The 13,574-nt window shown below is 66.9% G+C and carries 11 protein-coding genes and 1 tRNA gene; 5 read left to right on the top strand and 7 right to left on the bottom strand.

The window, feature by feature from the left end; translation table 11 throughout:
• The first annotated feature begins 17 nt into the window (after positions 1–17).
• The 3 genes from AAC645_RS10090 to AAC645_RS10100 all read left to right on the top strand — a co-directional run bounded on the left by AAC645_RS10090 (position 18) and on the right by AAC645_RS10100 (position 5,069).
• A complete protein-coding gene (locus AAC645_RS10090) occupies positions 18–1,094 on the top strand; it encodes a FecR family protein (RefSeq protein ID WP_340315708.1) in 1,077 nt (358 codons plus the stop codon).
• On the top strand, positions 1,048–3,306 hold the full coding sequence (locus tag AAC645_RS10095; protein ID WP_340315709.1) for a CHASE2 domain-containing protein: 2,259 nt from the start codon (positions 1,048–1,050) through the stop codon (positions 3,304–3,306). Before AAC645_RS10090 ends, AAC645_RS10095 begins: the two co-directional genes overlap by 47 nt.
• A gap of 92 nt (positions 3,307–3,398) precedes the next feature.
• Positions 3,399–5,069 carry an MFS transporter gene (locus AAC645_RS10100; RefSeq protein WP_340315711.1) on the top strand — a complete coding sequence of 557 codons (1,671 nt, stop codon included), beginning with the start codon at positions 3,399–3,401 and terminating at the stop codon, positions 5,067–5,069.
• Between the two features lie 50 nt (positions 5,070–5,119).
• On the opposite strand, the gene AAC645_RS10105 is transcribed toward AAC645_RS10100, so the two are convergent.
• The 5 genes from AAC645_RS10105 to AAC645_RS10125 form a co-directional block, all read right to left on the bottom strand.
• Positions 5,120–5,878, bottom strand: a complete 759-nt coding sequence (locus AAC645_RS10105; RefSeq protein WP_340315713.1) for an SDR family NAD(P)-dependent oxidoreductase — start codon at positions 5,876–5,878, stop codon at positions 5,120–5,122.
• 310 nt (positions 5,879–6,188) lie between these two features.
• Positions 6,189–6,264: transfer RNA gene (locus tag AAC645_RS10110), tRNA-Glu, on the bottom strand.
• A 91-nt stretch (positions 6,265–6,355) separates the two neighbouring features.
• Positions 6,356–8,122 carry a single-stranded-DNA-specific exonuclease RecJ gene (gene recJ, locus AAC645_RS10115; protein WP_340315715.1) on the bottom strand — a complete coding sequence of 589 codons (1,767 nt, stop codon included), beginning with the start codon at positions 8,120–8,122 and terminating at the stop codon, positions 6,356–6,358.
• A 281-nt stretch (positions 8,123–8,403) separates the two neighbouring features.
• Positions 8,404–9,375, bottom strand: coding sequence for a class II fructose-bisphosphatase (glpX, locus tag AAC645_RS10120; RefSeq protein ID WP_340315717.1), 972 nt, complete (start codon positions 9,373–9,375; stop codon positions 8,404–8,406).
• Positions 9,376–9,449: 74 nt separating this feature from the next.
• A complete protein-coding gene (locus AAC645_RS10125) occupies positions 9,450–10,742 on the bottom strand; it encodes a homoserine dehydrogenase (protein WP_340315719.1) in 1,293 nt (430 codons plus the stop codon).
• Positions 10,743–10,937: 195 nt separating this feature from the next.
• Between AAC645_RS10125 and AAC645_RS10130 the strand changes: the two genes are divergently transcribed.
• Complete coding sequence (locus AAC645_RS10130) at positions 10,938–11,276, top strand: hypothetical protein (RefSeq protein WP_340315721.1); 339 nt, start codon at positions 10,938–10,940, stop codon at positions 11,274–11,276.
• A 96-nt stretch (positions 11,277–11,372) separates the two neighbouring features.
• On the opposite strand, the gene AAC645_RS10135 is transcribed toward AAC645_RS10130, so the two are convergent.
• Positions 11,373–11,798 carry an OsmC family protein gene (locus AAC645_RS10135; protein WP_340315723.1) on the bottom strand — a complete coding sequence of 142 codons (426 nt, stop codon included), beginning with the start codon at positions 11,796–11,798 and terminating at the stop codon, positions 11,373–11,375.
• 97 nt (positions 11,799–11,895) lie between these two features.
• On the opposite strand from AAC645_RS10135, the gene AAC645_RS10140 reads away from it, so the two are divergent.
• On the top strand, positions 11,896–12,765 hold the full coding sequence (locus tag AAC645_RS10140) for an alpha/beta hydrolase (protein ID WP_340315724.1): 870 nt from the start codon (positions 11,896–11,898) through the stop codon (positions 12,763–12,765).
• 23 nt (positions 12,766–12,788) lie between these two features.
• Here the strand turns inward: AAC645_RS10140 and AAC645_RS10145 are convergent, their stop codons facing one another.
• Entirely contained in the window at positions 12,789–13,571 is a 783-nt protein-coding gene (locus AAC645_RS10145) for an FkbM family methyltransferase (RefSeq protein ID WP_340315726.1), read from the bottom strand.
• Between the last annotated feature and the right edge of the window lie 3 nt (positions 13,572–13,574).

Here is a 13,574-nt window from a genome sequence, read left to right on the forward strand (position 1 = left end):
GTCATCTGCTGGCACTCATGGGCGCGCTGCTCGCGCTCCTCGTGAGCGTGCCGCTGTCCGCCGCGCCGGTCGACCCACCCTATCGCTATACGGTGCGCAACGGCGACACGCTCTATACGCTGGCCGCGCGGTATCTGTCCAAGACCGGCGACTTCCTGACAGTCCAGCGGCTCAACAAGATCGCCGACCCCTATCACCTGCCCCCCGGCATGGTGCTGCTGATCCCCGATGCGCTGCTCAGGACCGAACTGGTGATCGGCGAAATCGCATCCTTCCGCGGTACTGTGAAGGTCGACGACATGCCGGTCGCAGTCGGCACCAGCGTGCGCCAGGGCATGCGGGTCGAAACGGGGGCCAACGCGTTCGTGACGGTCAGGCTGCCGGATGGAAGCGCTATCTCCCTGCCCTCGCAAAGCCGGATACGGATCGACAAACTGCGCCGGGTACTGCTCTCGGGCGGGCTAGACCGCAACTTCGTCCTCGAAGCGGGGCGCTCGCGGTCGACCGTCACCCCGATCAAAGACCCCGCCAGCAATTTCCGGGTGACGACGCCGCTGTCGGTGTCCGCCGTCCGTGGCACCGACTTCCGCGTCGCGTTCGACGCCGCGGAAGGCCGCGCCCTGACCGAGGTGGTCGGCGGCACTGTCGGCGTCGCGCCCGATGCGGACAAGGACCAGACCGAAGTTCCTAAAGCGTTCGGCGTGATCGGCACCGCAGCCGGCATCGAGGGGCCGATCGCGCTGCTTCCCGCGCCGGTGCTGCTACAGATGGCAAAGACCGCGACGGGGATGGTCGTCACCATCAAGCCGGTCGAGGGCGCTGCGCGCTATCGCACCCAGCTTGCCACCGATACGGCGTTCCGGGACGTTTTCGACGAGGCGATCACCGAAAAGCCGAGCGCCAGCTTCACCCTCGGCACAGACGTTTCCTTTTTCGTCCGCCTGACGGCGATAGCGGCGTCGGGGATGGAGGGCCTGCCTGCAACCTATGCGCTGGGCCAGCGGATTGCCGCTGCGCCCGGGGAATATCCGTCTAGCGTGACCGGCAATGACCGAACCGAACCAGCGTCCAGTCCCGGCAAGACTCTACGCTGAATGGCTGGCGGTCGCGCTGGCCGCCACCCTGCTGGTGTCCGGGCTGGTGCTAGGGCGGCTCACGGAGCGGCTCGACCATATCGTCTACGATCATGCGCTGAGCGTCGCCGAACGCCCTCCACCTGACGACATCGTCGTCGTCGCGATCGACAACCGCAGCCTCCAGGCGATCGGCCGCTGGCCCTGGCCGCGCCAGATCCACGCGCGGCTTCTCGACCGGCTGGCAGTGGCCCGCCCGCGCACGGTTGGCTATGACGTGCTGTTCGTCGAGCCCACCGCCGACGACTCCGTTCTGGCCGCGGCGGTGCGGCGCAGCCCGACATATCTGCCGCTGGTGATCGACGTGCCCGGGAAGGACGGCGCCGCCTATGACGTGGCGCTGCCGGCCGGCGGGCTCGCGGCCGCGGCGGCCGGAATCGCGCAGGTCAATCTCCACTTCGACGGTGATCGCGTGATCCGCAAAGCCTATCTCGAGGAGGGCGGCAGCGGTCGCAGCTGGCTGCAACTCGCCGCGATGATGGCGAGGTTGATGCCGACGCCCGATACCGAGCGCGGCACGGCCGGGCTATGGCAAGCGCGGCCGGTGCTGATCCCCTATGGCGGCGCGGCAGGGCACATCCGCACTGTCTCGTTCGTCGATCTGCTCGAGGACCGCGTTCCTGCCGAGCTGCTCACCGGCCGTCATGTGCTGGTGGGGGCGACCGCCGACGGGATGGGCGACAGCTATCCCACGCCCACGTCGGGGGCGACCAGCCAGATGGCCGGGGTGGAGATCCAGGCGCAGCTGCTCGATGCGCTGCTGCGCGGAGAGACGATCACGCCGGCATCCGACGGCTGGACGCTGGCGGTGGCACTGACGGCGCTGTGGGCGCTGCTGATAGGTTTCCTGCGGCTCAGCCCGCGCGGCACCGCCAACCTCGCGCTGGCCATCAGCTGTGCGATGCTCGCGCTGACCTTCGGCCTGTTCCGGATCGCGCATGTCTGGCTGCCGCCCTCCGCCGCACTGATCGGACTGTTGTTCGTATATCCGCTATGGGGCTGGCGGAGGCTGCAGGCGGTGAGCAGCTACATGACCAGCGAGTTGCGCCAGCTTCAGCGCGAGGACGACGGCTTACCCCGCAAGCAGGGCCCGGGCGGCCGGCGCGAAATCACGCTCCAGGCGAGCCTGCTCGGCCAGGCCATCGATCGGCTGCGCGATCTGCGGCGTTTCCTGTCGGATGCCATCGGGCGCTTGCCCGACGCCTTGTTCGTGACTGACCTCGCCGGCAGGCTCGCGCTCACCAACGCGGAGGGACAGCGGCTGGCGGCACGGCTGGGCGTCACCATGGATCGCGGCGCCGACCTGCGCACATTGCTTGCACGGTTTCACGCGACCGATGGCGGCCCGCTCTCCCCCTTCGCCGCCGATTCCCCCATCGAAGGCAGCGCCGAGGCAGCCACCGAAGATGGCGGAAACTTCGCCACTCGCTATGTCGCCCAGCGCGACGCCGCGAACATCCAGGTGGGGTGGATTGTCCGCATCGTCGACATCAGCCCGCTCAAGCAGGCGGAGCGCCACCGTGACGAGGCGCTGCAACTGCTCAGCCACGATATGCGCGCGCCGCAATCCGCGATTCTGACGCTGCTGCGCAGCGCGGAAGCTGGCCTGCCGGAGCCGATCGCGGCGCGGATCGAAAGCCTTGCCAATAGAACCCTCGACCTGGCCGAGGACTTCGTCCAGCTCGCTCGCGCCGAAGCCAAGCCGCTGGACAATGAGCCGCTCGATCTCAACGATGTCGCGATCGACGCGGCCGACACGCTGTGGCCGGAGTCCAAAGCGCGCGGCATCCGCGTGGAAGTGGAGGGAGTCGACGAGCCGCACATCGTGGATGGCGACCGCCAGCTGCTGACCCGGGCAGTGATCAACCTGATCGGCAACGCGATCAAATATAGCGATCAAGGCACCGTCCGCTGCACCCTTTCCGCCGGCGCCGGTTGTGTCCTCTTGACCATCGCCGACGAGGGCGTCGGCATGACCGAGGAGCAGTTGGGCAAGCTGTTCGCCCGCTTCCACCAGGGCCCGCGCGAGGGCGTCGGCCTCGGCCTCGCATTGGTCCTCACGGTGGTGGCGCGGCATGGCGGGACGATCGGTTGCGACAGCACGCCTGGCAAGGGCACCACCTTCGCCATCAAGCTTCCGCAGAGCGAGGCGGAGCCGGCCATCGAGGTGTAGGTCCAGCCGAAAAGCAGACCTGCACGCCCTGCTCTATTGTCCAACCGCCGCGCCGGGCGATAAGCTCGGCGCGAACATAGGGGGAGAGGCCGATGGCGACGATCGACGAGAGCACCGCGCCCGCGAGCCACCGGGCGACCCGCCGCGAAGTGCTGGTCATCACCGCGTCGTCGTTGGGCACCGTCTTCGAATGGTATGACTTCTACCTCTACGGCCTGCTCGCCACCTTCATTTCCGCGCAGTTCTTCTCGGGCGTCAATGAGACGACGGGCTTCATCCTCGCGCTTGCCGCCTTTGCCGCGGGCTTTGCGGTCCGGCCTTTCGGGGCGCTCCTGTTCGGCCGGATCGGCGATCTCGTCGGCCGCAAATATACCTTCCTCGTCACCATGGGGATCATGGGCCTGTCGACCTTCGCGGTCGGCCTGCTGCCGTCCTATGCCAGCATCGGCGTGGCCGCGCCGGCGATGCTCGTCACGCTGCGGCTGCTCCAGGGGCTGGCGCTGGGCGGAGAATATGGCGGCGCGGCGACCTATATCGCCGAACATGCGCCCAACGAGAAACGCGGGCTCTACACCAGCTGGATCCAGACCACCGCGACACTGGGCCTGTTCGCGGCGCTGCTGGTCGTCATCGGCATCCGCTTGGCCATCGGCGAGGACGCCTTCGCCGCCTGGGGCTGGCGGCTGCCCTTTCTCGTCTCGGCGATCCTGCTCGGCGTCTCGCTGTGGATCAGGCTGCAACTCGCCGAAAGCCCGGTCTTCCAGAAGATGAAGGATGAGGGAACGACGTCAAAGGCACCGCTCACCGAGGCGTTCGGCCGCTGGAGCAACCTGCGCTGGGTGATCGTCGCGTTGGCCGGCGCGGTCGCCGGGCAGGCGGTGGTCTGGTATGCCGGGCAATTCTACGCGCTGTTCTTTCTGGAAAAGACCCTGAAGGTCGACGGCGCGACGACCAACATCCTGATGGCCATCGCGCTCGCCATCGCCACGCCGGCCTTCGTGTTTTTCGGCTGGCTGTCGGACAGGATCGGCCGCAAGCCCATCATCCTGGCGGGGTGTGCCATCGCGGCGCTCTCCTATTTCCCGCTGTTCCAGGCGCTTACCGTCGCCGCCAACCCGGCGCTGGCGCACGCGCAGGCGGCTGCCCCCGTCCGGGTGATCGCCGACCAGGACGCCTGCTCGGTGCAGTTCGATCCGGTCGGCAAGAACCGATTCGACATGAAGAGCTGCGACATCGCCAAGGCATGGCTTGCCAAGGCCGGGGTCAGCTATCGCAACATCCCCGCCCCGGCCGGCCAGGCGGCCCAGGTCCGCGTAGGCGACGAAATAGTGACTGCGCCACAGCCCGCGGCGATGACGGCCGACGCACGCAAGGCCGCGATCAAGGCGTTCCAGGATGATCTCGGGGCAGCGCTGGCCGATGCCGGCTACCCGTCCAAGGCCGATCCGGCGGCGATAGACAAGCTCATGGTGGTCGCGATCCTGACGGCGCTCGTGCTGCTTGTGACGATGGTCTACGGCCCGATCGCCGCGCTGCTGGTCGAGCTGTTCCCCAGCCGGATCCGCTACACGTCGATGTCGCTGCCCTATCATATCGGCAATGGCTGGTTCGGCGGCTTCCTGCCGACCACCGCCTTCGCGATGGTCGCAGCGACCGGCGATATCTATTATGGGCTGTGGTATCCGATCATCGTCTGCGCGGTGACCGTGGTGGTGGGGCTGTTCTTCCTGCCCGAGACGAAGGGGCGGGATATCCACGAGTAGCGCCGCCGATCTGCGGTCAGCGCCCCGTTCGCGTCCAACGCCTAGCCAGGTTATTTGGAACGCCAGCCGCCATCTACGCGCAGCGTGGTACCGGTGATGAAACTGGCCGCGTCCGACGCGAGGAACAATACCGGCTCGGCGATTTCTTCCGGAGCTGCAAACCGGCCCATGGGCGTCACAGCCTTCACCATCTCGTCCACTTCGGAAAAATTATCCATCACCTCGAAGATGTTCGTGCGGACGCCGCCTGGCGCCACCGCGTTGACGCGAATTCCGCGCGCGGCGACCTCACAAGCGAGCTGGTTGACCAGCCCGGCCACACCATATTTGGAGGCGGTGTAGGCCACCCCGCCCGCCAGGCCGCCGAGACTGGCGACCGACGAGGTCATTACGATGTTGCCCTTGGTGCGCGCGAGATGCGGAAGCGCAGCGCGCGCGCCGTAAAAGCTACCCGACAGATTGACCGCGATATTCCTGTGCCACAGCTCGTCCGTCATATCGTCGCAGGGCGTTCCGGCATCGATGACGGCGGCATTCCCGAAATACACGTCCAGCTTGCCGAACAGAGCCACGGCGCGATCGAACATGCCGTCAACTTCAATGCGATCGCTTACGTCGACCTTATGCGCCTGGGCGCTTCCTGCCGCTTCCCTGATGATCCCGACCGTTTCCTCCGCGCGATGCTCGATTATGTCGGCGACCAGGACATTCGCGCCTTCCCGGGCGAAGGCGACTGCCGTCGCCCGCCCGATCCCGGAACCTCCGCCCGTAACGATTACGGATTTGTCGCTGAAGCGCCGCATCAACATTGTCTGCCTCTCCAATCTTCATCTATCCACCTGGGGTGGCGCGACGACGCTTGGCCGCCGGCCGTCCAGAAAATCAATGCACATCGGCCAGAGCGCGTGTCATGATTCTGCTTCCCGTTCCAGCGGCCGCGGCCTTGGGAGCGCAGATTTTAGATGCGCGCGGCGAAGCTTCAGCCAACGCACCCCTTCGGAGCTTCGATATGAAGTAGTTCTACGCCGCGATGCATATGGAGGCGAACAACGCCTGTGGCGTCGATGGTCCCGATCTACGGGCCGCTTCTCGCTGAAGAAAACGCAAAGTAATCAACACTGGTGACCCCAACGGGACTCGAACCCGTGTTTTCGCCGTGAAAGGGCGACGTCCTAGACCGCTAGACGATGGGGCCGTGTAGCGCTGAGGGGGGCCGATTAGGGCAGCGGCGGCAGGTGGTCAAGGCGGGTTGGGGGATATTTCGCACCGCCGGCGAAGCTTGGCGGTCAATCAGCCCAGGCGGCGTCCTCGATATGGAGTTCGGCGGCGGGGCGGCTGCCCCAGTCGTCGATCTTCGGGCGGCCGGCGATCCACAGGGTGCGGTCGCGGCCGGCGCCGAGCAGCGCCTGGCCGAGCGCGCTGTCGGCGGCGCGGAAGGCGATCGTCTTGATCGAGCGTCCGTCGCGGCCAGAGACGATGGCGCGGACATGCCCCTGCCCCACCACGTCGGCCTTGACGATGCGGATGGCGCCAGCGGCTATGCGCGGCGCCGGCCATCCCGCGCCATAGGGGCCACCGGCCTCCAGCGCCTCGACCAGCGACGGGGTGACGCCGCCGGGCGCCACCACCGCATCGAGCAGCAGCGCACGGTCGTCGCGCGCGACGGCGACGTCGCTCGCCAGCCGGGCGTCCAGAAAGTCGGCGAGGGCATCCACGCCACCCGCGCCGACGGTGAGCCCCGCCGCCATGGCATGGCCGCCGCCGGCGACCAGCAGCCCCATGTCCTTGGCCGCGAGCACAGCTGCGCCGAGATCGACGCCGCCGATCGAGCGGCCCGAGCCCTTGCCGACGCCATCCGTGTCCAGCGCGATGACGATGACGGGGCGGCCGAGCTTTTCCTTGAGCCGGCCGGCGACGATGCCGATCACCCCGGGGTGCCAGCCGCCGCCCGCGACCACCGCCACGGCACGGTTGCCCTGGGTGAGCGCCACGACCTCGGCCTCTTCCTGGACGCTCTTCTCGATCGCGCGACGTTCCTCGTTCAGGCGGTCGAGTTCGGCGGCGATGACGCGCGCCTCCTCCGGATCTTCGGTAGTCAGCAACCGCACGCCGAGATCGGACTTGCCCACCCGGCCGCCGGCGTTGATCCGCGGACCCAGCGCGAAGCCGAGATCGGTGCAGGTCGGCGCGCGCGTCAGCCGCGCCGCCTCGATCAGGGCGGCGATCCCGATGTTGCGACGGCCGGCCATGACCTTGATGCCCTGCGCGACGAATGCCCGGTTGAGCCCGCGCAGCGCCGCGACGTCCGCCACCGTGCCGAGCGCGACGATGTCAAGCAGATCCATCAGGCGCGGCTCCGCGCGGGTGGCGAACCATCCCCGCGCGCGCAGCAGCCGGACGAGCGCCGCGCCGAGGAGGAAAGCGACGCCGACGGCGGCAAGATGTCCGTGCGCGGCGCCGTCCCTCTCGTCGAGCCGGTTCGGATTGACCAGGGCGAAGGCGCGCGGCAGCTCGGCGGCGCATTTGTGATGATCGACGACGATCACGTCTATCCCGGCGTCCTGCGCGAGCGCGAGCGCCTCGAACGCCTGCGCGCCGCAGTCGACGGTGACGATCAGCTTGGTGCCCGCTTCGCCGATCCGCAGCAGCGCCGCGCCGGACGGCCCATAGCCCTCCATGAGACGGTCGGGGATATAGGCAGCGGCATGCAGACCCAGATCGCGCAGCAGGCGGACGAGCAGCGCTGCCGACGTGGCGCCGTCGACGTCATAGTCGCCGAAGATGGTGATCGGCTCGCCCTTCTGGACGGCATCGGCGAGCCGTTCCGCGGCGGCGTCCATGTCGCGGAAGATCGACGGATCGGGCATGAAATTGCGGATCGTCGGGACGCGGTGCTCTTCGATCCCGTCACGGGGGCAGCCGCGCGCGAGCAGCAGCTGGGTTACGAGGCCGTCCGGTTCGAAATCGGCGTCGATGCCGTCCACCGTGCCGCCCCGCCAGTGCCAGGGCTGGCCGAGGATCGAGCGGGTGATGTTGAGGACGGGGGATCGCATGGCGGGACGTTAGTGGGGGATCGGCAAGCTGGGAACCCTCTCCCCGCTCAGCAGCGCAGTCGCATATGCCAAAGCCGCGAGAGTCGCGGGCGCTCCCCTCCAAAACATCGTCATCCCGGACTGGATCCGGGATCCCGCTTCTTCTTTTGTCGCCCGTTTACACGGGGGGCAAAGGCAGCGGGATCGCGGATCAAGTCCGCGATGACGAACAGGGGAAAGCCGTAAGCCAGCTGCTATGAACTGCCGCTCCCTCTCCCCTGACGGGGACAGGGGTTCAAGGCTCAGCCCTTGTGGTGTTCGCCCTTGACCCAGCGGACGGTGCGGCTGGAGGCGCGCATCACCACGCTTTCCGTGGTCATGCAGCCGCCGGCGCGACGCTTGACGCCCTGGAGCAGCGAACCATCGGTGACGCCGGTCGCCGCGAATATCGCGTCGCCCTTCACCAGATCATCGAGCTCGTAAATCCGGTCGAGGTCGGTCACGCCCCATTTGCGGGCACGGGCCTTCTCGTCGTCATTGCGGAACAACAGGCGGCCCTGAAACTGGCCGCCAACGCACTTCAGTGCAGCAGCCGCGAGCACGCCCTCTGGCGCGCCACCCGAGCCCATGTAGATGTCGATCGTGGTGTCCGGATCGGTGACCGCGATCACGCCGGCGACGTCGCCGTCGGGGATGAGCACGATACCGCAGCCGATCTTGCGCAGCTCGGCGATCAGCTTTTCGTGGCGGGGGCGGTCGAGCACGCAGGCGATGATCTCATCGGGCTGGACACCCTTGGCCGCTGCAAGTGCGTTGACGTTCTCGGTCGGGGTGCGATCGAGACCGACCAGCCCCTTCTCAAAGCCTGGGCCGATCGCCAGCTTGTCCATGTAGACGTCGGGCGCGTTGAGCAGTCCGCCCTCTTCCGCGATTGCCAGCACGGCCAGCGCGTTAGGGCCGGCCTTTGCGGTGATGGTGGTGCCCTCGAGCGGATCGAGCGCGATGTCGATCTTCGGGCCGGTGCCGATGCCGCAGCCGACCTTCTCGCCGATATAGAGCATCGGCGCTTCGTCGCGTTCGCCTTCGCCGATCACAACGGTGCCATCGAACTCGAGTTCGTTGAAGGCAGCGCGCATGGCTTCGACCGCGGCATGATCGGCCGCCTTCTCGTCGCCGCGTCCGACCAGCTTCGATGCGGCGATCGCCGCAGCCTCGGTGACGCGCACCATCTCCAGAACGAGCACCCGGTCGAGCGCGTTACTTGCCTTCACCATGCGGGATTGCCTTCTCTATTGGGGAATGGGGAGGGGTTAAGCGAGGCTTGTTGCATTGTCGAGAAGCCGCGCCGCTATTCGTCCAGTATGTGCATGAGCATAGGTTTACCGGCGAGGCTCTGCGATCCGTCCAGGCGGTCGAGCGCGTCGGCGACCGCGCGCTCGGGGCCGACATGGGTCACCATCGCGATAAGGACATTGCCGTCCTCGGCTGCGCCCCGCTGTATCAGGCTTTCGATCGACACGCCGGCATCGCGCATCGCAGCGGTGATTTCGGCCAGCACGCCCGGCCGGTCGGCGACCGTGAAGCGCAGATAGGCGCGGCCGCGCCTATCACCGGCCGGCGCGGTCGCCGGAGTGGCGAGCGACGCCACCGGCATGGCGAAGGCCGGGCCGGTCTCGCCGCGGGCAATGTCGATGAGGTCAGCGACGACGGCCGAGGCAGTAGGCCCCTCCCCCGCGCCGCGCCCCGAAAAGAACAGCCGACCGACGAAATTGCCATGCGCGACGACGGCGTTCAGCGAGCCGGACACATGCGCAAGCGGGTGGCTGAGCGGCACCAGGCAGGGGTGAATCCTCTGGAACAGCCCCTTGGCATTGGCCTCGCCATGGCCGACCAGCCGGACCCGGAAGCCGAGTGCGGCCGCCTCGGCGATGTCCGGGGCGATGACATGCCGGATCCCGGTAATCTGGATCGCGTCGAAATCGACGGCGGTGCCGAAGGCGAGACTCGCCAGGATCGACAGCTTGTGGGCGGCATCGACGCCGTCGATGTCGAAGCTGGGATCCGCCTCGGCATAGCCCAGCCGCTGCGCCTCGGCGAGCACGGCGGCGAAGTCGCTGCCCTTCTCCTCCATCTCGGTCAGGATATAGTTGCAGGTGCCGTTGAGGATGCCGAATACCTCGGACACGACATTGGCGGCAGCGCCCTCGCGCAGGCCCTTGATGACGGGGATGCCGCCCGCGACCGCGGCCTCATATTTCAGGGCGACACCGCGCTGCTCGGCCAGTTCGGCCAGTTCCAGCCCATGATGGGCGATCATCGCCTTGTTGGCAGTGACGAAGGGCTTGCCCGCCGCCAGGGTTTCGCGCGCGAGCGTGAGTGCCGGGCCATCGGCGCCGCCGACCAGCTCGACCACCACATCGACATCTTCTGTCGCCGCCAGCGTCGTCGCGTCGTCCACCCAGCCGAAGCGGGCGAGATCGACGCCGCGATCCCGCGAGCGATCCCGCGCGGACACCGCGACCACCTCGATCGCCCGTCCGGCACGACGCTCGATCAGCGCACGATTCTCGTCGAGCAGCTTGATAACGCCAGCTCCGACCGTTCCCAGACCTGCGAGCGCAACCCTCAACGCCTGCGGCATGCATGCTCCCTTTCCATTCAATCGGTGCGTCCTAGGGTGGCCCGCCGATATCCGCAACGGCGCACGCACAGCAATACTTGTTCCGTCATCACAATATCCCGTTTCCGAGGCGTTGGCCGCAGCGACAGGAACGTAGGCTACTAACTCTCGTTAGTGTCGCGTCCCTCTTCCGGGATATTCGCAGGAGATTATGCCATGGGCGAGAATCGTCAGGGCGGCAGCGACCGCAACAGTCACAGCGAAATGAGCCAGGATCCGAACCGCCAGCAGGACCAGCAGCGCGAGAGCCAGCTGGAACGGCAGCGCCAGAATCAGGCCCAGGACCAAGGCACGCAAGCCGGTAAGGGCAATCAGGCCGGACAAGGCTCCGGCCAGCGCGGGCAGGAGGATCAGCAGCGCCAGGGCTCGGTGGATCGCCAGCAGAACCAACAGCGCGACCAGCAGCGCGGAACCGATCTCGACCGCCAGCAGGGCGGGCAATCGGGTCAGACCGGCCAGTCCGGGATAGATCGCGACAGCGACCGCCAGCGCTGACGCGCGGCACAGGCTTTGAAGAGCCGACTGGGAGAAGGGGTCGCGAAAGCGGCCCCTTCGTTTATGTGGGGGAGGCTGTAACTATCCTCCCCGCCGTTACAGCAGCGTGCGCTCCAGCGTTACTTCCGCATTCAGCAGCTTCGAGATCGGGCAGTTCGCTTTGGCGCCATCCGCCAGCCTGGCGAACTCGTCGGCGGCGATGCCAGGCACCTTCGCCTGCAGCGTCAGCGCTGACTTCGTGACCTTGAAGCCATCGCCTTCCTTGTCGAGCGAAACCCTGGCGGTGGTGTCGAGTTCGCCATCGCCATATCCCGCACCCGCCAGTGCGAAGCTCAGCGCCATGGTGAAGCAGGAGGCATGCGCCGCCGCGATCAATTCCTCGGGATTGGTACCCTTGCCGTCCTCGAACCGTGTGTTGAAGCCATAGGGCTGGTGGTCGAGGACCCCCGATTGGGTGGAGACATGCCCCTTCCCTTCCTTGCCCAAGCCCGAATAGTGCGCCGAACCGCTGCGAACGATCATCGTGAATCTCCTCTGATGGATAGCCGGCACGGTAACGCGCGACGCAACCAGTCTCTACCGGCTGGCGTAAATGGCGATAACCGATAGAGACGGAGGCATGATGACGAAGCTGACCCTGGCCGGCCTGGTCCTGCTGATATGCGGTGCGCTATTGGCTGCGGCCTGCGCGCCGGTCCGTGCCTTCGACACGGTAATGCCCAAGGACAGCGAAAGCCGGAAGGTCGCGTCGGACATGGCCTATGGCGACGGGCCGCGCCGTCAGCTCGACATCTATGCTCCGGTTGCGACCGGCAAGGGCCGGCTGCCGGTCATCATGTTCATCTATGGAGGCTCATGGGCGAACGGCACGCGGGAAGGCTATCATTTCGCCGCGCGCGCGCTCTCCGCCGCGGGTTTCGTCACCGTCGTCCCCGATTATCGCCTCGTCCCCGAAGTCTATTTTCCCGGGTTCGTCGAGGATTGCGCCGCTGCGCTCCGCTGGACCCGCGCGCATGCGGCGGAATATGGCGGCGACCCTGACCGCATCGTGCTCGTGGGCCATTCCGCGGGGGCCTACAACGCCGCGATGCTCGCGCTCGACCCCCGATTCCTTGGGCGCGATCGAGCTGCGATCAAGGGATTTGCCGGTCTCGCCGGGCCTTATGACTTTCTCCCGCTCGATGGCCCGATCCCGACCAGGACCTTCGGCCGCTGGCCTCGCCCCGAGGAAACCCAGCCAATCCACTATGCCGATGCATCGGCGCCGCCGATGCTGCTGCTGCACGGCAGCGACGACGATACGGTGTGGCCGAAAAACTCGATCAACCTCGACCGAAAGCTGCGCTCGCTGGGCGTCTCGTCGGAGCTCAAGATTTATCCCGGCCTCGGCCATGCCGGCATCGTCACCGCGCTGGCGCGCCCGTTCCGCGGCCGGGCTCCGGTACTCGCCGACGTTACACGCTTCGCGCACCGGGTGGCTGGGAACTGAGGTTCCGACAGCTTTTTCAAAGGTCAGTCGAGCTTGAGGATGTGGCGCGCGCGCGCGCGGATCTCTTTGCGTCTTTCAACGGGGACCGCGAAATAATTGGTGGTGCGGCGCGGATATTGGTGGCTGTCGACAAAGCCTTCCAGGGTCAGTCCGGGCGCCTGATGGGCCAGCCGGTTGGGGACGTAAATCGCGTATCCACGGTCATCGAGGAGAGTCCACATGCCGGCCTTGTCATAGCCGAGCAGTTCCTCCGGAGCACTTTCGAACATGATGACCGGACGGCACCGTTCGAGCATCGCCGTAGCGCCACGCAATACGCCCAGTTCCGCTCCTTCCACGTCGATCTTGACGATATCGGGCGATATCCCAAAGCCGTCGAGCCTGCGGAGTGGGACTTCGATTTCCCGAATATCGTCGCGGCCTCCAGCCAGCGAGCTGTAGCCCGATTGCGCCAGGTCGACGAAGAACGATGCCGTGCCCTCGCGGTCCGACAAGGCGCAGCACTCGACCCGAACATCGCGGAACTTCGCGCGGAGCCGAGCGGCCTTCTCCGGAATGGCCTCGAATGCGACGAGCTTTGCGCCGGGGCCATGGCGCTTCACCTGCGCGATCACCGAACCGATATGCGCGCCCACATCGACGAATGTGCTGCCTTCCGCGGCAAGGCGCGTGACGATTGTGCCGGCAAGCTGATCGTTAGCCAGCGTCCCCAGCGACTCCCTGGCGGAGGTCAACAGATGGTAGCGATCGCGCAGCGCCAGCGCCGCTTGTCCGAAGACCGATCCCAGCAGGTGCTGCCGCATCATCTG

The sequence above is a fragment of the Rhizorhabdus argentea genome (assembly GCF_037861105.1).
Lineage (GTDB): Bacteria > Pseudomonadota > Alphaproteobacteria > Sphingomonadales > Sphingomonadaceae > Rhizorhabdus > Rhizorhabdus argentea.

Coding starts and splice junctions, on each gene's coding strand:
- AAC645_RS10125 (WP_340315719.1), bottom strand. CDS start 10,742: ATGCCGCAGGCGTTGAGGGTTGCGCTCGCAGGTCTGGGAACGGTCGGA.
- glpX (WP_340315717.1), bottom strand. CDS start 9,375: ATGGTGAAGGCAAGTAACGCGCTCGACCGGGTGCTCGTTCTGGAGATG.
- AAC645_RS10130 (WP_340315721.1), top strand. CDS start 10,938: ATGGGCGAGAATCGTCAGGGCGGCAGCGACCGCAACAGTCACAGCGAA.
- AAC645_RS10140 (WP_340315724.1), top strand. CDS start 11,896: ATGATGACGAAGCTGACCCTGGCCGGCCTGGTCCTGCTGATATGCGGT.
- AAC645_RS10095 (WP_340315709.1), top strand. CDS start 1,048: ATGACCGAACCGAACCAGCGTCCAGTCCCGGCAAGACTCTACGCTGAA.
- AAC645_RS10145 (WP_340315726.1), bottom strand. CDS start 13,571: ATGATGCGGCAGCACCTGCTGGGATCGGTCTTCGGACAAGCGGCGCTG.
- AAC645_RS10105 (WP_340315713.1), bottom strand. CDS start 5,878: ATGTTGATGCGGCGCTTCAGCGACAAATCCGTAATCGTTACGGGCGGA.
- AAC645_RS10100 (WP_340315711.1), top strand. CDS start 3,399: ATGGCGACGATCGACGAGAGCACCGCGCCCGCGAGCCACCGGGCGACC.
- AAC645_RS10135 (WP_340315723.1), bottom strand. CDS start 11,798: ATGATCGTTCGCAGCGGTTCGGCGCACTATTCGGGCTTGGGCAAGGAA.
- AAC645_RS10090 (WP_340315708.1), top strand. CDS start 18: ATGGGCGCGCTGCTCGCGCTCCTCGTGAGCGTGCCGCTGTCCGCCGCG.
- recJ (WP_340315715.1), bottom strand. CDS start 8,122: ATGCGATCCCCCGTCCTCAACATCACCCGCTCGATCCTCGGCCAGCCC.